Source organism: Halomonas garicola, assembly GCF_055382465.1.
In genome coordinates, this window is sequence record NZ_AP043931.1 from 68,749 (window position 1) to 86,370 (window position 17,622).

21 protein-coding genes are annotated in these 17,622 nt (G+C 64.7%); 10 read left to right on the top strand and 11 right to left on the bottom strand.

The annotated features are described in order from the left end of the window. Window positions 1–21 precede the first annotated feature (21 nt). Window positions 22–879 carry a c-type cytochrome gene (locus ACZ46Y_RS00520; protein WP_311956147.1) on the top strand — a complete coding sequence of 286 codons (858 nt, stop codon included), beginning with the start codon at window positions 22–24 and terminating at the stop codon, window positions 877–879. Between the two features lie 82 nt (window positions 880–961). Here the strand turns inward: ACZ46Y_RS00520 and rep are convergent, their stop codons facing one another. Next, window positions 962–3,031: a DNA helicase Rep gene (gene rep, locus ACZ46Y_RS00525; protein WP_311956150.1), complete on the bottom strand. Its 2,070-nt coding sequence runs from the start codon at window positions 3,029–3,031 to the stop codon at window positions 962–964. Window positions 3,032–3,161: 130 nt separating this feature from the next. Here rep and ACZ46Y_RS00530 point away from each other — a divergent pair, with 130 nt between their 5' ends. Then, window positions 3,162–3,647: a tRNA (cytidine(34)-2'-O)-methyltransferase gene (locus tag ACZ46Y_RS00530; protein WP_311956152.1), complete on the top strand. Its 486-nt coding sequence runs from the start codon at window positions 3,162–3,164 to the stop codon at window positions 3,645–3,647. Here ACZ46Y_RS00530 and pyrE read toward each other — a convergent pair. After that, on the bottom strand, window positions 3,640–4,326 hold the full coding sequence (gene pyrE / locus ACZ46Y_RS00535; protein ID WP_311956154.1) for an orotate phosphoribosyltransferase: 687 nt from the start codon (window positions 4,324–4,326) through the stop codon (window positions 3,640–3,642). The genes ACZ46Y_RS00530 and pyrE overlap by 8 nt on opposite strands. Before the next feature lie 86 nt (window positions 4,327–4,412). Here pyrE and ACZ46Y_RS00540 point away from each other — a divergent pair, with 86 nt between their 5' ends. Continuing rightward, window positions 4,413–5,180, top strand: a complete 768-nt coding sequence (locus tag ACZ46Y_RS00540) for an exodeoxyribonuclease III (protein ID WP_311956156.1) — start codon at window positions 4,413–4,415, stop codon at window positions 5,178–5,180. Window positions 5,181–5,182: 2 nt separating this feature from the next. Here the strand turns inward: ACZ46Y_RS00540 and rph are convergent, their stop codons facing one another. After that, window positions 5,183–5,932 (bottom strand): ribonuclease PH, encoded by a 750-nt coding sequence (rph, locus tag ACZ46Y_RS00545; RefSeq protein WP_311956159.1) that lies wholly within the window; start codon window positions 5,930–5,932, stop codon window positions 5,183–5,185. A gap of 126 nt (window positions 5,933–6,058) precedes the next feature. Here rph and ACZ46Y_RS00550 point away from each other — a divergent pair, with 126 nt between their 5' ends. Continuing rightward, window positions 6,059–6,937: a YicC/YloC family endoribonuclease gene (locus ACZ46Y_RS00550; protein WP_311956162.1), complete on the top strand. Its 879-nt coding sequence runs from the start codon at window positions 6,059–6,061 to the stop codon at window positions 6,935–6,937. Between the two features lie 35 nt (window positions 6,938–6,972). Here the strand turns inward: ACZ46Y_RS00550 and ACZ46Y_RS00555 are convergent, their stop codons facing one another. Further along, window positions 6,973–7,305, bottom strand: a complete 333-nt coding sequence (locus tag ACZ46Y_RS00555) for a YnfA family protein (RefSeq protein WP_311956240.1) — start codon at window positions 7,303–7,305, stop codon at window positions 6,973–6,975. 43 nt (window positions 7,306–7,348) lie between these two features. On the opposite strand from ACZ46Y_RS00555, the gene ACZ46Y_RS00560 reads away from it, so the two are divergent. Next, window positions 7,349–7,969 (top strand): GNAT family N-acetyltransferase, encoded by a 621-nt coding sequence (locus ACZ46Y_RS00560; protein WP_311956165.1) that lies wholly within the window; start codon window positions 7,349–7,351, stop codon window positions 7,967–7,969. Between the two features lie 40 nt (window positions 7,970–8,009). Here the strand turns inward: ACZ46Y_RS00560 and ACZ46Y_RS00565 are convergent, their stop codons facing one another. The 6 genes from ACZ46Y_RS00565 to ACZ46Y_RS00590 all read right to left on the bottom strand — a co-directional run bounded on the left by ACZ46Y_RS00565 (window position 8,010) and on the right by ACZ46Y_RS00590 (window position 12,891). Then, entirely contained in the window at window positions 8,010–8,438 is a 429-nt protein-coding gene (locus ACZ46Y_RS00565) for a carboxymuconolactone decarboxylase family protein (protein ID WP_311956168.1), read from the bottom strand. A gap of 67 nt (window positions 8,439–8,505) precedes the next feature. After that, window positions 8,506–8,811: a cytochrome o ubiquinol oxidase subunit IV gene (gene cyoD / locus ACZ46Y_RS00570; protein WP_311956171.1), complete on the bottom strand. Its 306-nt coding sequence runs from the start codon at window positions 8,809–8,811 to the stop codon at window positions 8,506–8,508. Further along, entirely contained in the window at window positions 8,808–9,434 is a 627-nt protein-coding gene (locus ACZ46Y_RS00575; protein WP_311956174.1) for a cytochrome c oxidase subunit 3, read from the bottom strand. Before ACZ46Y_RS00575 ends, cyoD begins: the two co-directional genes overlap by 4 nt. Next, window positions 9,431–11,506, bottom strand: coding sequence for a cbb3-type cytochrome c oxidase subunit I (locus ACZ46Y_RS00580; protein WP_311956176.1), 2,076 nt, complete (start codon window positions 11,504–11,506; stop codon window positions 9,431–9,433). The genes ACZ46Y_RS00575 and ACZ46Y_RS00580 overlap by 4 nt, the downstream gene beginning before the upstream one ends. Then, the gene (locus tag ACZ46Y_RS00585; protein ID WP_311956179.1) at window positions 11,499–12,464 is read right to left on the bottom strand and encodes a cytochrome ubiquinol oxidase subunit II; all 966 of its coding nucleotides are present in this window, start codon (window positions 12,462–12,464) and stop codon (window positions 11,499–11,501) included. Before ACZ46Y_RS00585 ends, ACZ46Y_RS00580 begins: the two co-directional genes overlap by 8 nt. A 133-nt stretch (window positions 12,465–12,597) precedes the next feature. Then, window positions 12,598–12,891, bottom strand: a complete 294-nt coding sequence (locus tag ACZ46Y_RS00590; RefSeq protein ID WP_311956182.1) for a sll1863 family stress response protein — start codon at window positions 12,889–12,891, stop codon at window positions 12,598–12,600. Window positions 12,892–13,072: 181 nt separating this feature from the next. On the opposite strand from ACZ46Y_RS00590, the gene ACZ46Y_RS00595 reads away from it, so the two are divergent. Both ACZ46Y_RS00595 and ACZ46Y_RS00600 read left to right on the top strand, forming a co-directional pair. Beyond that, a complete protein-coding gene (locus ACZ46Y_RS00595; protein ID WP_311956185.1) occupies window positions 13,073–13,618 on the top strand; it encodes an O-acetyl-ADP-ribose deacetylase in 546 nt (181 codons plus the stop codon). Window positions 13,619–13,707: 89 nt separating this feature from the next. Continuing rightward, entirely contained in the window at window positions 13,708–14,550 is an 843-nt protein-coding gene (locus tag ACZ46Y_RS00600; protein ID WP_311956187.1) for a TraX family protein, read from the top strand. A gap of 10 nt (window positions 14,551–14,560) precedes the next feature. Here the strand turns inward: ACZ46Y_RS00600 and ACZ46Y_RS00605 are convergent, their stop codons facing one another. Further along, a complete protein-coding gene (locus ACZ46Y_RS00605; protein ID WP_311956190.1) occupies window positions 14,561–15,187 on the bottom strand; it encodes a DNA-3-methyladenine glycosylase family protein in 627 nt (208 codons plus the stop codon). 53 nt (window positions 15,188–15,240) lie between these two features. Between ACZ46Y_RS00605 and ACZ46Y_RS00610 the strand changes: the two genes are divergently transcribed. The 3 genes from ACZ46Y_RS00610 to rpoZ all read left to right on the top strand — a co-directional run bounded on the left by ACZ46Y_RS00610 (window position 15,241) and on the right by rpoZ (window position 17,585). Beyond that, window positions 15,241–16,455 (top strand): MFS transporter, encoded by a 1,215-nt coding sequence (locus ACZ46Y_RS00610; protein ID WP_311956192.1) that lies wholly within the window; start codon window positions 15,241–15,243, stop codon window positions 16,453–16,455. A gap of 130 nt (window positions 16,456–16,585) precedes the next feature. Beyond that, window positions 16,586–17,200 (top strand): guanylate kinase, encoded by a 615-nt coding sequence (gene gmk, locus ACZ46Y_RS00615; protein ID WP_311956195.1) that lies wholly within the window; start codon window positions 16,586–16,588, stop codon window positions 17,198–17,200. A 127-nt stretch (window positions 17,201–17,327) separates the two neighbouring features. Then, window positions 17,328–17,585, top strand: a complete 258-nt coding sequence (rpoZ, locus tag ACZ46Y_RS00620) for a DNA-directed RNA polymerase subunit omega (protein WP_311956198.1) — start codon at window positions 17,328–17,330, stop codon at window positions 17,583–17,585. Window positions 17,586–17,622: the final 37 nt, after the last annotated feature.

Below are 17,622 nucleotides of genomic sequence, written 5' to 3' on the forward strand. Positions count from 1 at the left end.
CAACGATAATACAACGAGGTAATGAGAGTGGATTCCAAGCTAATCAAAAGCGGTCTGGCGGCATTGGGCGTGCTGGTAAGCGTTGCCGGCGCCCAGGCCGAAGTGGACAAGGACGCCATTGCCGAGCGTCTGGCGCCGGTGGGCGAGGTCTGCCTGGCAAGCCAGGACTGCGGCTCTGCGTCGGCAGAGCCCGCCGATAGCAGCAGTGACGACGGCGGCGCGGCCGACGGCGAAGAGATTTACGGCAACGTCTGCACCGCCTGTCACGACACGGGAGCCGCCGGCTCGCCGGTGCGCGGCAACGAAGAAGACTGGGCCGATCGGGTCGACAAGGGCTTTGACACCCTGCTGGATCACGCCATCAACGGTTTTAACGGCATGCCGGCCAAGGGCGGCAACCCCAACCTTAGCGATGACGACATGCACGCCGCCGTGGCCTACATGGTCGAACCGGTAATGGACGTGCCCGACGACGATGCCGCAGCGGAGGACGCGGCGCAGAGCGACGAGTCGGCCGAGGATAAAGCGGCTGAAGACGGCGCATCCGAAGAAGAGGCCGTCGCGGCCGAAAGCGCCGACGAAGGCGGTGAAGACAGCCAGGCCGATGACGGTGCCGGCGGCGATGTTGCCTGGGCCGACATCGACGGCGAGGCCATCTTCAACCAGGCCTGCATGGCCTGCCACGCTACCGGGGCTGCCGGTGCGCCGATTTCCGGCAACGCCGAGCAGTGGGCTTCGCACATCGAGAAGGGCATGGATACGCTTTACGACCATGCGATCAACGGCTTCAACGCCATGCCGCCCAAGGGCGGGCATGCCACCCTGTCCGACGACGAGGTCAAGGCTTCCGTTGACTACATGGTGGAAGAGTCGCAGTAACGTAACGCCATAGCGGTATCGCGCCTGACCCCGCAGAGCCGGTTTTATCCGCCGGCCCTGCGGGGTTTTTTGTGCCCGATCATCAGTCCAGAAGCGAGCGCAGCCCGGCGATGGCGCTTTGCCCCCGGGCCTGCTTTTTCTCCGGGTCTTCCTTGTCGGGGCGGCCTTCCCACTCCAGATCCTCTGCCGGCAGCTCGTCGAGAAAGCGGCTGGGGGTGCAGTCGGAAAGCTCGCCGTAGGTCTTGCGCTGGCGGGCAAGGGTCAGCGTTAGCGTCCGGCGCGCCCGGGTAATGCCCACGTAGGCAAGGCGGCGCTCTTCCTCCACGGTGCCGTTTTCCACGGCGTTGCGGTGGGGCAAAAGATCCTCTTCCAGCCCCATGAGGTAGACGTGGGGAAACTCCAGCCCCTTGGAGGCGTGCATGGTTAAAAGCTGCACGCGGTCGGAGTCGTCTTCCTCGGCCTGCTGTTCGAGGATGTCGCGCAGCACCAGCCGGGAAATGGCGTCTTCGACGCTGTCGGTCTGGGTCGCCGTCGAGTCGGTGCTGTCGGCGTCGTCGTCTTCCGGCTCGCGGTCGAGGGATTTTTCCAGCTGGTCGATCAGCGTCCACACGTTGGCCATGCGCCGCTCGGCCACGGTCGGGGCGCTGGCGTTCTGATACAGCCAGGCCTCGTAGTCCATCTCCGTCATCATCCGGCGAATAGCGGCGATGGCGTCGCCCTCGTCCATGCGCCGGCGGGTACCGTCGATAAAGCGGGTAAAGCGCGCAAGCCTTTCCACCGCGCGCTCGGGCAGGGTTTGCTCGAGACCCATTTCGTGGCAGGCGGCAAACAGCGAGGCTTCGCGTTCCGTCGCATAGTTGGCGAGTTTCTCAAGCGTGGACGGGCCGATCTCCCGGCGGGGAACGTTGACGATGCGCAGAAAGGCGTTGTCGTCGCCGGGGTTGATCAGCAGGCGCAGGTAGGCCATGGCGTCCTTGATTTCCCCCCGGGAGAAAAACGAGGTGCCGCCGGAGAGCTTGTAGGGGATCTGGTAGTGCTGCAGCTTAAGCTCCAAAAGCCGCGCCTGGAAGTTGCCCCGGTAAAGCACGGCGAAGTCCCGCCAGGCGGCGGACTCCTTGATCCGGCGGGTGAGGATCTCGCTTGCCACCCGCTCGGCCTCGGCCTCTTCGTGGCGGTTGACCACCACGCGGATGGCCGCGCCGTCGCCCATTTGCGACCACAAGGTCTTTTCGTAGACGTGGGGGTTGTGGGCGATCAGCGCGTTGGCCGCGCGCAGAATGGTGCCGGTTGAGCGGTAGTTCTGCTCCAGCTTGACCACGTTGAGCCGGGGGAAATCCTCGCCCAGGGTGACGAGGTTTTCCGGCCGCGCGCCGCGCCAGGCGTAGATCGACTGGTCGTCGTCGCCGACCACGGTGAAGGTCTGGCGTTCGGCCATCAGAAGCTTGACCAGCAGGTACTGGCTGACGTTGGTGTCCTGATATTCGTCCACCAGCATGTAGTGGATCCTGCGCCGCCAGCGGGCCAGCGCCTCGGGGTCGTCGCGCAAGAGCACCACCGGCAGCAGGATCAGGTCGTCAAAGTCCACGGCGTTGTAGGCGCGCAGGTGGCGCACGTAGGCTTCGTACACCCGGGCGGCGTAGTGGGCGTCGTCATCGGCGGCGTGGGACAGCGCCTCGCCGGGCAGCACCAGGTCGTTTTTCCACTGGGAGATCATGCCCTGTACGGCGTTGATCGCCTCGGCGTCGACCTGGGCGTCCTTGTCCATCAGGTCGCGCAGCAGCGCCTTGGCGTCTTCGGGGTCAAACAGCGAAAAGCCCGGCTTGTAGCCCAGCGTCTTGAGCTCGCCGCGGATGATGTTGAGCCCCAGGGTGTGAAAGGTCGAGACCGTAAGCCCGTGGCCTTCCTTGCCCTGTAGCATCCCGCCCACGCGCTCCTTCATCTCCCGGGCGGCCTTGTTAGTGAAGGTCACCGCGGCGATGCGCCGGGCGCTCATGCCGCACTCCTTGACCAGGTAGGCAATCTTGGTGGTGATCACGCTGGTCTTGCCCGAGCCGGCACCGGCGAGCACCAGGCAAGGGCCGTCGATGGCGCGTACCGCTTGTTGCTGGCGGGGGTTCAGGCCGCGCAGGCGCTGGGCAATGCTGGGGTTCATCGGGGACTCCTTGGGCATCACGGTAGTGACCGCCCGGGCAAAAAACGCGTCGCGCTGGCAGGGGCGTGTTGCCGGCTGCGATAATCGGCGCCGTGACTTAACTAGGCGAAAGGTCAACGAGGCAAAACACATGTTCGAGATTGCGCTGTTCGAGCCGCGCATGGCACCCAATACCGGCAACATCATGCGCCTGGCGGCCAATAACGGCTGCCGGCTGCATTTGATCGAGCCGCTGGGGTTTGATCTGGAAGAGCGCAAGCTGCGCCGGGCGGGGCTGGACTACCGCGATGCGGCCAACGTCACCCGGCACGCGGATTTTAGCGCTTTTATGCGCGCCATGCAGGGGCGCACCGTGTGGGCGCTGACCACGCGCGGTACGCGCTTTTATACCGACGCCGCCTTCGCCCCGGGGGACGTTTTGCTGTTCGGCTCGGAAACCGCCGGGCTTTCCGCCGAGGTTCATCAAAGCCTGCCCGGCTCGCACAAGCTGCGCATTCCCATGCGGCCCAATAACCGCAGCCTCAATCTCTCCAACGCCGTGGCGCTGGTCAGCTTCGAGGCCTGGCGGCAAAACGATTTTGCCGGCGCGGTTGAGGCTCAGGCAGATATCAGCTGATGCCGTAGCGCGCGCGGTAGTCGCGGATGGCCTCGGCGTGGGGCTGCATCTCGGGGCCGGCGTGCTCTTCCAGGTACTCAAGCACCTGGTCCAGAGTGACGATGCTTACTACCGGCATACCGTAGGTGGCCTCGACTTCCTGAATCGCGCTTTTTTTGCCCTGGCCGCGCTCCTGGCGGTCCAGGGCGATGAGGACCCCGGCGGCCCGGGCGCTGTGCTCGGCGATGATATCCATCACCTCGCGCACGGCGGTGCCGGCGGTGATGACGTCGTCGATGATGAAGATATCGCCCTCAAGCGATGCGCCGACGATGCTGCCGCCTTCGCCGTGGGCCTTGGCCTCCTTGCGGTTGAAGGCGTAGGGCATGTCGCGGTCGTGGTGGTCGGCAAGGGCAGCCGCGGTGACCGCGGCCAGCGGAATGCCCTTGTAGGCCGGGCCGAACAGCACGTCGGCGGCAAGGCCGCTTTCCACCATGGCCCGGGCGTAAAAGCGCCCGAGGCGTGACAGCGCACCGCCGGTTTGAAACAGCCCGGCGTTGAAAAAGTACGGGCTGACGCGGCCGGACTTCAGCGTGAATTCGCCGAACTTGAGCACGCCCTGCTCGATGGCAAAGCGGATGAAATCGCGCTGATAGGGTTTGAGAGCGTGTTGGGGATCGGATGATCGGGGGGCAGCCACGGCACTCCTCGCTTTTTTGCTGGGGGGATTTACCCAAAGGTGGAAACGTCGGGTATCATACAGCAGCGACGCAAAAGGGACGATTTATGAAAATTGCCAGCATCAATGTCAACGGTATTCGCGGCGCCGTCGAGCGTGGGTTTCTGGACTGGCTGGCGCAGCAGGACGCCGATGTGGTCTGCGTGCAGGATACTCAGGTAAAAAGCTTCGAGCTGGGCGATCACATTCTTTATCCCGAGGGCTACGAAGGCTATTTTCTCGACGCCGAAGAAGACGGTTTTTCCGGCGTGGCGCTGTACTGCCGCAAGATTCCCAAAGCTATCATGTACGGCCTGGGCTTTCCCCAGTGCGACCACGAAGGGCGTTTTCTGCAGGCCGACTACGACCGCTTCAGCATTGCCACCTTCCTGATGCCCGACGGCCGCGACCAGCGCGCCAAGCAGCAGTTCATGGAACAGTATCAGGAATACCTGAGCAAAATGGCGCGCAAGCGCCGCGAATACATCATTTGCGGCACCTGGCACGTGGCGCACAAGACGATCGATCTGACCAACTGGTCCGACAACCAGCTGACCCCGGGCTTTCGCCCCGAGGAGCGCGCCTGGATGGACCATGTTCTCGGCCCCACCGGCTTTATCGATACGTTTCGCGAGATCAACCGCGACGCCAGCGAATATACCTGGTGGCCAAAGCTTGATCAGGACGTGCCCCGGGTGCGCCAGGAAGGGTGGCGGCTGGACTACCAGATGGTCGGGCCCAACTTTCGCCGCCACGTGGTCGACGCCTGGATCGACTACGACGCTACCTTCTCCGAGTACGCGCCGCTGATCGTCGAGTACGACCTGGCTTTATAAATTCAGCCGCGCATTTCCAGCGCTTCGCGCTGATAGCGGGTCAGCTGGCCGCCGGCCTGTTCGGCGAGGTCGAGCATGGCGTTGAGCTGGGTACGGCTGAACGCGCCCGCTTCGGCGGTGCCCTGCACCTCGATCAACCCGCCGGCTTCGGTCATCACCACGTTGGTGTCGGTGTCGGCGCTGCTGTCCTCGGCGTAGTCCAGATCCGCTACCGGCACGCCTCGGTATAGGCCTACCGAGACGGCGTTGACCAGCTGCCTGAGCGGGTCGGCCTTGATCTTTTTCTCCCGCTGCAGGTAGCGCAGCGCATCCACCAGCGCCACGCAGCCGCCGGTAATCGCCGCGGTGCGGGTGCCGCCGTCGGCCTGAATGACGTCGCAGTCCACGGTGATGGTGAACTCGCCGAGCTTTTTCAGATCCACCGCCGCGCGCAGGCTGCGCCCGATCAGCCGCTGGATTTCAAGCGTACGCCCGCCCTGTTTGCCCCGGGTCGCCTCGCGCCCGCCCCGGGTGTGGGTCGCGCGCGGCAGCATGCCGTATTCGGCGGTGACCCAGCCCTGGCGCTTGCCCCGCAGCCAGCGGGGCACGCCGGCCTCCACGCTTGCGTTACACAGTACTTTGGTGTCGCCAAACTCCACCAGCACCGAGCCCTCGGCGTGGCGGGTATAGTTCCGCGTTAGCCGCACCGCCCGGGGCTCGTCGGGCGCACGGTCGCTTGGGCGGATGACCTCGGGTTGAGACACCTTGCTCATGATGGGCTACCTCGTGGTTAGTCTGGATAGGTAAAGACGAAAATCGGGCCGGTCATTGTACATGCCTTGCCCGGTTCCGGCGGGATATCGGATAAACTGGCAAAAAATGAGGATTCGGGAGTCGATATGTCCGCTACAGCATCCGTTCACAGCATGACCGCCTTCGCCCGCGCCGAGCAGGCCGAAGGCTTTGGCACCCTTCAGATAGAGCTGCGCTCGGTGAATCAGCGCTATCTGGAGCCGACCTTCCGCCTGCCCGAGCCGCTGCGCGCGCTGGAACCGACCTTGCGCGAGGCCCTGCGCCAGCGCCTGGCCCGGGGCAAGGTGGAGTGCACCCTGCGCCTGGATACCGCGGAAGCCGGCCACGCCCCGGCGGTGAATACCGCCTACCTGGCCGAGCTTGCCCGCGCGCTGGAAGTCGTCCAGCGCGAAGTCCCCGGCACCGCCGCGCCCACCGCGCTGGACCTGCTCAACCAGCCCGGCGTGCTGGAAAGCGGCCGTCAGGATAGCGACGTCGTTCTCACCGCCGCCCGGTCGCTGTTCGAGCGGGCGCTGGACGAGCTGATTGAGGCCCGGGCCCGGGAAGGGGAAAAGCTTGCCGGAATGATTGCGACCCGGCTTGAGGGCGTGCGCCGCGAAGTGGCCGCCGTACGCGCGCTGATGCCGGAAATACAGCAGGCCCAGCGCGAAAAACTGCTGGAACGCCTGGATGCCGCCCGCACCGAGCTTGAGCCCCAGCGCCTTGAAGCCGAGCTGGTGCTGGTGGCGCAAAAAAGCGACGTCGCCGAAGAGCTTGACCGGCTGGATGCCCACGTCGAAGAAGCCCACCGCCAGCTCGCCGAGCAAGGCCCCAAGGGCCGCCGGCTGGACTTTCTGATGCAGGAGCTCAACCGCGAAGCCAACACTCTCTCGTCCAAATCCCTGGTCGCCGAGACCACCCGCCGCGCGGTGGAGCTAAAGGTGCTCATCGAGCAGATGCGCGAGCAGGTGCAGAACGTTGAGTGAGCGGGTGCCGTGTGGGTGGGGAGCAGACAGTACGATTAGGCCGCCCTCGGCCCCAGCATGATAATCGCCATGCCCAAAAGCGCCACGGCGGAGCCTGCCAGATCCCACGCCGTGGGTTTTATCCCATCGACAAGCCACAGCCACATGATCGCGGTAAAGATATAGACCCCGCCGTAGGCCGCGTAGACCCGGCCCGCCGCAGTAGGGTGCAGCGTTAACAGCCAGGCAAAGGCGGCAAGGCTCAGCGCCCCCGGAATCAGTAGCCAGGCCGTCTTTCCTTCCCGCAGCCAGAGGTAGGGCAAATAGCAGCCGACGATTTCGGCAAGCGCGGTAAGGAGAAACAGCCCCACGGTTTTACTATCAGGCAGTAACATTGGTTCCCTGGTCGTGTTATCAGGCATCATGCATATCATGAGCCAATCCAATGCCGTTAGCATACGCCGCCTTGCCGTCGCGGAGATACCCGCCGCCAGCGCGCTGCTGGGCCGGGGCATGCGCGATAACCCTACCCATATTCGGGCGTTCGGCAGTCAGCCGGCGCGCCGGGAGCGTGCGCTAAGCGCCATGTTTGCGCCCTTTATGCGTCGCCAGGCGGTTAACGGCGTGGTGCTGGGTGCCTTTACCGAGGATGAGCTTGTTGGCGTGGCCGGGCTTTCTCTGCCCGGCCGCTGCCAGCCGGCGCTTGCCGACAAGCTCCGCGCCCTGCCGGCCCTGTTTTCAGCCAGCGGCCCGGGCGGCCTGTGGCGGGTCTACCGCTGGACGCGGGTCTGGGCGCAGCAGGACGCCCAAATGCCCCGGCACGCCCACCTCGGCCCGATGGCGGTAGCGCCCAAGCGGCAAGGCCAGGGCATCGGCAGCGCGCTCTTTCAGCGGCTTTGCGACGAGCTGAGCGAGCGCCAGCTGGTCGGATACCTCGAAACCGATCTGACGGCCAACGTCCGGCTTTACCAGCGGTTTGGCTTTACTACCGTGGCCGAACAGCCGGTCATCGGGGTCAATCACTGGTTTATGCAGCGCCGCTTCGCCCGATAAATCGGCATCCCACAGACCCGGGTAGCCGGCGCCTTGCCCCTTAGCGTTGCTTCAGCTCTTCGGCCAGCTTTTCGCTGATCACCACGCCTTCTTCGGCGAACACGTCCTGGGCGACCTTCAGCGCGCTTAACGCGCGGGGGAAGCCGACGTAGGGGATGAGGTGGATGATGCAGCCGGCGATTTCGTCCGGAGTGAGGCCGACTTTCAGGCCGGTGACCACGTGCATGCCGATTTGCGGGGTCCCCTGGGCGACCAGCGCGGAAATGGTAGCCAGCACTTTCTGCTTGTTCTCAAGCCCCGGGCGCGAGTAGACGTCGCCGAAGGCGAACTCGACCACCATGCGGGTAAGGTCCGGAGCGATACCCTTGAAGCTTTCGCCGACTTCCATATGGCCGGTGGGCTTGCCGGCTTCCGGAGTGGTCAGCTCCTTGAGTTTGTCCATGCCCTGCTGGTAACGCTCGGTAGCCAAATCTTCCTCCTTTAGCACATTGAAATATGGCCCGATTGTGGTGGGTATGTGGGGCAAAGGCCAGCCGCTACATGCGCCCGGCCAGGTCGCCCATGATCCAGATAGTGCCGCCGGCCATGAGTGTCAGCAGCAGCAGCGAAAACAGGATGAGGTGCAGGTCCTCGCGTTTTTGCCGGCTAAGGTCGATGTGTAGAAAAAAGCGCACCTGCACGATCAGCTGAGCCACTCCCGCGATGGCGATAACGGCCAGCGTCGCAGGGCGGGAAAGCTCGATCCCCATGACGGCGATAAAGGCGACGGCGGTGAGAATCAGCGAGAGCAAGCCGCCAATCAGGTAGTGTTTCCGTTCACGCTGCCAAGCCGTGGATTTCATGCGACCCCCGCAAGAAACACAATGGAAAAAATACCGATCCATACCAGGTCCAGAAAGTGCCAGTACAGCCCCAGCATCAGCAATCGCGTTTTGACCAGGCCATTCAGCCCCAGCACGCGAATCTGAACCAGCATGACCGCGATCCATAGCAGACCCAGGGTAATATGCAGGCCGTGCAGGCCCACCAGAGCGTAATAGGCCGACAGCCAGCCGCTGCGCGAAGGCACGCCGCCCTCCTGGGCCATGCTGTGGAAATCGGCCAGCTCGAACCCCAGAAAAGCCAACCCCAGCGCGGCGGTAATGATCAGCCAAATCACCAGCCTGTAGCGCTGGCCGTTGCCATGCTTGAGCTGCAGGCTGGCCAAGCCGTAGGTCATGCTGCTCAGTAGCAAAAGCCCGGTCTGAACGGCGATGCTTGACAGGTTGAACAGCTCGTGGGGCCCCGGCCCGCCCGCCGTACCGTCGCGCATGGCCACGTAGGTGGCAAAAAGGATGCCGAAGATGATGAGATCGCTCATCAAGAAAACCCAGAAGCCGAAGAGCACAGGCTCCGAGCGCGTATGGGCCGTGCCGTGCGCGGCGCCCAGGTTGAGGCCGGGATGGAGAAGAGTATCGCGTGTCATGGCACTACATCCGCCGCGGCAAGGCCGCGGTTGCCAGGGGTGGTTTCTTCATCGCGGGTGACGGCGCGAGTGCTGGCCACCTGGGTAAGCCAGTCGCGATGTGCCTGCTCAAGCTCGGCCGCTGAAAGCGTATGCTGCGTATCGATGACAAGGCCGCGGGCGACCATGCTGGCGAGCATACCCAGCAGGCCCACCATGGCCAGCCACCATATGTGCCATATCAGCCCAAAGCCCATGAGAGTGCCGGCAACGCCTACCACCATGCCCATGGAGGTGGCCTTGGGCATCTCGATGTCTGTATAGCGCTGCGCCGGCTGATAGGGGTGGCCGGCTTCTTTCTCGACGGCGAAAGCGTCCCGCGAATGCACCCGAGGCGTGGCGGCGAAGTTCCACTCCCGGGGCGGGGCGGGAACGGACCATTCGAGGGTGCGCCCGTCCCAGGGGTCGCCTATGGGCACCGCCAGCCGCGCACGATCGCGAACGCTCACCCAGCCCGTCTGCAGCATGGTGAAAAAAGCGCCCAGCAGCGTAAGCGCGCCGGCCAGCGTGACCAGCATCCAGGGCACAAAGGCCGGGTCGCTGAAGCTCGCCGAGCGCCGCGGCATGCCCAACAGCCCCAGCCAGTAAAGCGGCAGAAAGGTAAAGCAAAAGCCGATGATCCACAGCCAGGCCCCGCGCTTTGCCAGGCGCTCATCCAGACGAAAGCCAAACGCCTTGGGAAACCAGTAGTGGATCCCCGCGAGCAGGCCAAACAGCGTGCCCGGGATCAGCACGTTGTGGAAATGGGCGACCAGAAACAGCGTGTTGTGTACCTGAAAGTCCACGGTGGGGTTGGCCTGAATTACGCCGCTCAGCCCGCCGATGACGAACAGAAAGAAAAAGCCCAACATGTAGATCATGGGGGCGGTGAGGCGTATGCGCCCGCGATAGAGGGTAGCCATCCAGTCGTAGATCTTGACCCCGGTGGGGACGGCAATAACCATGGTGGCAATACCGAAGGCGATATTGACGCTGGCGCTTTGCCCCATGGTAAAGAAGTGGTGTAGCCAGACGGTGAACGAAACGGCCGCGATGGCCATGGTGGCGAACACCAGCGAGGCGTAGCCGTAAAGACGCTTGGCCGCATAGGTAGCGGAAATTTCCGAGAAAACGCCAAACGACGGCAGCACCACGATATACACCTCGGGGTGGCCAAACATCCAGAAGATGTTGGCGTAGTTCATCATGTTGCCGCCGAGATCGTTGGTGAAGAAGTGAAAGTCCAGATAGCGGTCAAGGGCCAGCATGAGCGAGCCGACGGTGAGCGGGGGCATTCCGTAGACGATCATGATCGCTGTGCACAGGGCGGTCCAGGTAAACATCGGCATGCGCATGAAATGCATGCCGGGCGCACGCGACTTGTAGATGGTGACCGCAAAGTTGATGCCGGTGAGGGTGGTGCCGATGCCCGACAGCACAATCGCCCAGATCCAGTAGTCGGGCCCCACGCCGGGGTTGAAGTCGGCCCCCGTGTAGGGGGGATACGCCGACCAGCCGCCGGTTTCGAAGTGGCCCACCACCAGCGATACCATGATCAGCGCCGCCGCGGCGGTGGTTAGCCCCAGGCTGACCTGGTTCATCACCGGAAAGACCATGTCGCGCGCGCCGATCTGCAGCGGCACCACGTAGTTGATCAGGCCGATCAGCAGCGGCATGGCGACAAACAGGATCATGATGGTGCCGTGGGTGCTGAACAGCTGGGCGAAGTGCTCGGCCGACAGCACGCCGCCATCGAGCGCGGTGGCCTGGTGGGCGCGCATGACGACGCCTTCGGCCACGCCCCGGGCCATCATCACAAGCGCCAGCACGATATACATGATGCCGATTTTCTTGTGGTCAACGCTGGTCAGCCAGTCGCGCCACGCCCGGTCCCAGAGCCGGTAGCGAATCAGCACGCCGAGCAGGGCCAGCGCCCCCAGTACCACCGCGAGCCCTGCCCCGGCGGCCACGGCGCTGTCGATGCTCGGCTCGGCGATAAATTCGTGGATGAAAAAGCTCGACCACTCCAGCCGGCCGAATATCAGCTCATTCATTTTCGCCTCCGGCCCGGTAGGCGGGCGAGCCCGGCTGCTGCTGCGCCGTCAGCCCTTTGCCGTCGTGATAGCGGTTGATGATTTGCTGGAAAAGATCCGGGGGCACCGACGCAAACAACAGCGGCCCCGAGTCCTGCCCAGGCGCCAGCGCCTGGCGAGCCTCGGCCCGGGAGCCGCGTTTGGCAAGCCTGGCATAGGTGCGCTTGTTCAGCGCCAGCGGCGCGGTGCGGGCTTTGGCTACCCAGCCTTGCCAGTCGCCCTCGGGCAGGGCATGCACGGTAAAAAACTGCTCGGAGAAGCCCGCGCCGGTGTACTGGGTATTTTGCCCGCGGGTGGTGCCCGGGCGGTCGGCAATAAAGTTGAGCTGAGTCTGCATGCCCGCCATGGCGTAAATCTGCCCGGCCAGCGCCGGCACCATGAAACTTTGCATGACCGTATTCGTCGTCAGACTCAGCGACACCGGACGATCGACGGGCAGGGCCATTTCGCCCACGCTGGCCACGCCCTGCTCGGGGTAGATAAACAGCCACTTCCAGTCAAGCCCCACCACCTGAATATGCAGCGGGTCGACGCCCAGCGGCTTGTAGGGGTCGTATTTCACGGTATGGTGCCAAAGCCAGACGCTGAGAAAACTGATAATCAGCACCGGCACGCCCCACATAGCAATATCCAGCGGCTTGGAAAATGTCCAGTGGGGACGGTAGGTGGCGCGTTTATTGCCACGCCGATAGCGCCACAGGATCAGCGGCACGCCAATCAGCACCGGCATAATAGCGATCATGGTGATGCCGATGATATCCAGCAGATACTCACGCTCGGCATCTGCCACCGGGCCCAGCGGGGTAAGAAAGGAGTTAGCGCCCAGGGCACTGCCGGGCAATGAGCCCGGCACTATCAGCAGGCCTACCATGCCCAGGTAGCCAGCGGTATGCATCAACCCCTCATGCTTAGCGTTCATGGCTTGATAATCCTTGACCGCCGAAAAATGTGGCAGGTCGAACGAAGATCAAAAACAGTGTAGGGCGCTTTGCCGGCGCTTAGCCATGGCGTGGTAAAAGCCCCGGGCGTTTGGCGCCGGGGTAGCGGGGCGCTTACTTGAAGCGCGAGCGGGCCTTGTTGAAGGCGTCGCTGACCGAGCTCCAGGCGCGTTCGGCGCCGTCCTTGATGTCGTCCCAGGCGTCGTCGCTGGCGTCGCGCAGCCTGTCCAGCCTTTGGCGCATCTCATCGCGCTGCTCTTCCAGACGCTCGGCTTCCTGCTCCTGTTCCTTTTTGAGCTGGGCATCGGCCTCGGCGCTCCGGGCCTTGGCGCGGAGCCGATCGATCTCGGCCTGCCATTCATCCAGCTTGGCACGCAGTTTCTGCTCGTAGGCGTCGCGTTGGCTCATAAGTCGCTGTCTTCCTGGTCGGTGATCAGAGGGTAGAGGGTCAAAGCTTAAATGTGTCGAGCGTCGCTTTGACCATGGCAGTTTGCTGCCGGCATGGCAAGACGCGGCCGGTGGCTCTTGTCAGAGTGCTTTGGCCGGGGTGATGATCATGGCTTGTTCATCGCGTGCGAAGGAGCCTGCCATGACTACCGATATTGCCTCTCGCCTGAAAGTCATCACCGGCGATATCACTGCGCTTGATATGGATGCCATCGTCAACGCCGCCAACCATAGCCTGATGGGTGGCGGGGGCGTCGACGGCGCGATTCACCGCGCCGCCGGTCCGGAGCTGAAGGCGGCCTGCCAGCGGCTGCGCGACAGCGACTGGCCCGACGGCTTGCCGGACGGCCAGGCCGCGCTCACCGGTGGCTTCAAGCTGCCGGCGCGCTATGTGATTCACACCGTGGGGCCGGTGTACGCCAAGAACGAGGACAAGTCCGGGCTGCTGGCCGACTGCTACCGCAACGCGCTGCGCCTGGCCGGCGAGCGCGACTGCCAGAGCATCGCTTTTCCGGCGATCTCCACCGGGGTTTACGGCTATCCGTTCGATGAGGCTGCCCGGGTCGTGCTCCGGGTGATGGAGGAGGAGCTTCCGAACTACCCGGCGCTCAGGGTAACGCTGTGCTTTTTCAGCGAGAACGATGCGGCGGCGTTTCGTCGGGTGGCCGGCCGGGACTTTGCGCAATAATCTTGAACTCGCCTGCCCGGGCGTGAAGGGCGTCGAACTTGCCGCGCGGGCGGCTGTCTTCATGGCAACCCGACTACCTGGAGTGCCCCATGTCTTCTACTGCGCCAAGCCCTCAGCCGCCGCCGTCGTCCGTGACATCGCCGGCAAGCGCCGCGCCAACGCGCCCGTCGTCCGACTGGACGAGCTGGGGGCAGTGGCTGGCGCTGATCACCATGACGCTGGACCACGTGGCGCGCTACATGGCCACGGGGAGCTGGGGGCTTGGCTGGGTCGACAGCACCGTGGGGCGCATTGCCTTTCCGCTGTTTGCCGGCATGGTGGCCTGGCACGGCCTGTTTAACACGCGCAACCCGGTGCGCTATGCCCGCCGGGTGATGGTGATTGGCGTGGTGGCCCAGCTGCCCTACCAGCTGATGCCCCGGGAGGCGCTGGTGCAGTTCAACATCTGCTTCACGCTAGGGCTGGGACTGTTGGCCGGTACCTGGCTGACGCGGCTTCCGCAGCGCTGGCAGCAGGGTTCCTCAGTAGCCGGGCGGATGGCGCTGGAGGCCGTGCTGGTGGCGGTGGCGTGGTACCTGATTGGCCCCTGGGTAGAGTACTCGCACCTGGGGCTCTTGCTGGTGCCGTTTTTCATGCTGGCAATCGGCCCGCTGTTTCGCGCAGGCCCGGCGCTCTCCTCGCGCCTTGGAGCCGTCGCCGCCTGCCTGCCGCTGCTGGCGGTGGCCGGCATGATGAACAGCTCCGATACGGCCAAGTCGTTTACCGTGGTAACCACGCTATGCGTGCTGCTGCTCGCCGCCGGGGCCTGCGCGCTGATTCCCAGGTCGCCCTGGCTGATGCCGCGGCGGGCATGGCTTGCCTGGTACCCCGGGCACTTTGCCGTGATTGCGCTTTTTCTGCTGGCCGTCGGCCAGGCGGATATTGGCCTGTAAACCCGGCCGCCTAAACCGGGGCGCCGCGATAGTAGTGCCACAGAAACAGCGCCCCGGCGCTGCGGTGGGGCGCCCAGTGCTCCACCAGGCGGAGCGACTGGCCGGGCGTGGGGCGCTCATCCAGCCTTTTTAGCTTGCTCAGGGCGACGCGCAGGGCCAGGTCGTCGGCGGGGAAGATATCGCCGCGCGCCAGCGAGAACATCAGGTAGATTTCTGCGCTCCAGCGGCCGAAGCCGCGCAGGGCGGTGATGGCGGCAACGGCGTCGGCGTCGCTCATGGCCTCCAGGGCGGCGGCGTTGAAGGTGCCCGCAAGCTCGGCCTCGGCCAACCCTTTCGCATATTCCACCTTGCGCCAGGAAAGCCCGGCGTCGCGCAGCGTCTGGCCGTCGACGGCGGCAACGGCCCGGGCGCTTAACGCCGGCAGGCGCTCCTTCAGGCGCCCGCTAATGGCGCTCGCGGCCTCGGTGGATATCTGCTGGCTGACAATGGTGCCGAGCAGGGTGGCAAAGCCCTTGTCGCGCCGGCGCGGTTCGGGTACGCCGACCTGGGGCAGCGCCCGGGCGATATCGGCGTCCTGGCCGGCTAGCGCCTGCAGGGCATGTTCAAGGTCACCGAGTTCAAGGTCGCGTTGTGGCATGGTATTTTCCTGTGTTTGCTAATGTCGGCAATAGCCATCGTTCAGGAGTCTTCATGCAGCAGTCAACGCCCGGCCGTGCCGCCCATCCCCGTCTGGCCGAGTTTTCGCTGGCGCTGGGCGGGTTCGGCATCGGTACCTGCGAGTTTGTCATCATGGGGCTGATGAACCGGGTAGCGGAAGACCTGGCCGTGACCGTCCCCCAGGCGGGCTATGCCATCAGCAGCTATGCGCTGGGGGTGGTGGTCGGCGCGCCGCTGATCGCTGCGCTTGCCGCCCGGGCGCCCAGGCGCGGGCTGCTCATGGCGCTGATGCTGCTGTTTGCCGTGGGCAACGTGGCAAGTGCGCTGGCGCCGGGGTTTGTCTCCTTTGTGGCGCTGCGCTTTGTTGCCGGGCTGCCCCACGGCGCCTACTTCGGCGTGGCCGCGCTGGTGGCGGCCGGGGCTGTGCCGGTGGACCAGCGCGCCCGGGCGGTGTCCCGGGTGATGCTGGGGCTCACCGTGGCCATTCTCATCGGCGCGCCGCTGGGCACCTGGGCGGGCAACCAGTTCGGCTGGCAGATCGCCTTTGCCGCGGTGGGCGTCAACGCGCTGATTACCGCGCTGTGCATCCGTCTGTGGGTGCCGGTGCAGCCGGTGGATGAGGCCGCAAGCCCGGTGCGCGAGCTTTCTGCGCTGCTTAAGCGCCGGGTGCTGATGACCCTGGCGGTGGCCTGCATCGGCTGTGGCGGCATGTTCGCGATTTTCAGCTACGCCATGCCCACGCTGACCCGCCAGGCGGGCATGAGCGAAGCCCTGGGGCCGCTGGTGCTGGCGGTGTTTGGGCTGGGCACGCTTGCCGGCAACGTAGTGGGCGGGCGCGCCGCGGACAGGAATCTGCTGCGCGCCATACCGTGGATACTGGTGTGGTGCGCGGTGGTACAGGGGCTGTTTTTCTTCGCGGCTGACAACGTCTGGACGGGGCTTGTCTCGGTGGCGCTGGTGGGCACCAGCATTGCCCTGGCGCCGGCGCTGCAGACCCGGCTGATGGACGTGGCCGAAGAGGCTCAGACCATGGCCGCCTCGCTCAACCACGCCGCGTTCAACGCGGCCAACGCGTTGGGGGCGTGGCTTGCCGGGCTTGCCATCAGCGCCGAGCTTGGCTGGTCGAGCACTGGCCTTGTCGGCACCGCCCTGGCGCTTGTAGGGCTTGCGCTGTTCGCGCTGGGGCAGCGCATGGAGCGGCGCGGAGGCGGCAATATCTCTACAGTCCCCAGGCCGGATATGCGATAATCCGGCGCTTGTATCACTGCGGTAACGGTTGATGACGGGGGCCGCCCCTTACCGGGTGGCTGCGTCAGCTTTTTATTCATCCTGCTGTGTCGCCAAGGCGGCTTTATTGCCAAGGCTAGGGAAGCGCGTCATGTCCCAAGGTACGCTTTTTGTTGTGTCCGCCCCGTCCGGGGCCGGGAAAACCAGCCTGGTGCGCGAGCTGGTCGAGAGCCTGAGCGGTATTCAGGTGTCGGTGTCGCACACCACCCGCGAGCGCCGGGAAGGCGAAGTGGACGGCGTCAATTACCACTTCACCGAGACCGCCGAGTTCGAGGCGATGGCGGAGCGCGGCGAGTTTTTCGAGCATGCCCGGGTGTTCGGCAACTACTACGGCACCTCGCAGCGGGCGGTGCAGGAGCGCCTGGACGCCTGCCAGGACGTGATCCTCGAGATCGACTGGCAGGGCGCGCGCCAGGTGCGCGAAAAGATGCCCGGGGCGGTGTCGATCTTCATTCTGCCGCCCTCCCGGGACGAGCTTGAGCGCCGGCTGGCCGGGCGCGGCACCGATGTCCACGCGGTGATCGAGCGGCGCATGCTGGATGCGGTCAGCGAAATGGTGCACTTTGATGAATACGACTACATCGTCATCAACGATGACTTCACCACCGCCCTTGAGGAGCTGCGCGCGCTGGTCATCAGCCGGCGGCTGACCACGGCCCTCATCCGCGAACGCCACACGCCGCTGCTCGAGGCGCTGCTGTCGTGACGCGCGCCGCTTGTCACGGGAGTCCGGCGTCGAGTAGGCTATCCGTCTCAACGTAACGCTTGTTACCCCTTTGTGCCCGGGTCGATGCCGCATCGGCTCGGCGAATGACTATGACAGGAAGATGCCCATGGCTCGTGTTACCGTCGAAGATTGTCTGGACAACGTGGAAAACCGCTTTCAGCTGGTGATGATATCCAGCCAGCGTTCGCGCCAGCTGGCGCGCGGATCTCGGGATTCCCAGCTGCCCTGGGAAAACGACAAACCCACCGTCATGGCGCTGCGCGAGATCGCCGCCGGCCTGGTCGACCGCAGCGTGCTTGACGAGCCGGTAGAGGCGCCGGTGCGCCCGCGCCCGATGGACACCGGCGTGCCCGCGGACGAATAGCGTCCCGGCACTCCCTGATACCCACAGAGGCGCGGTG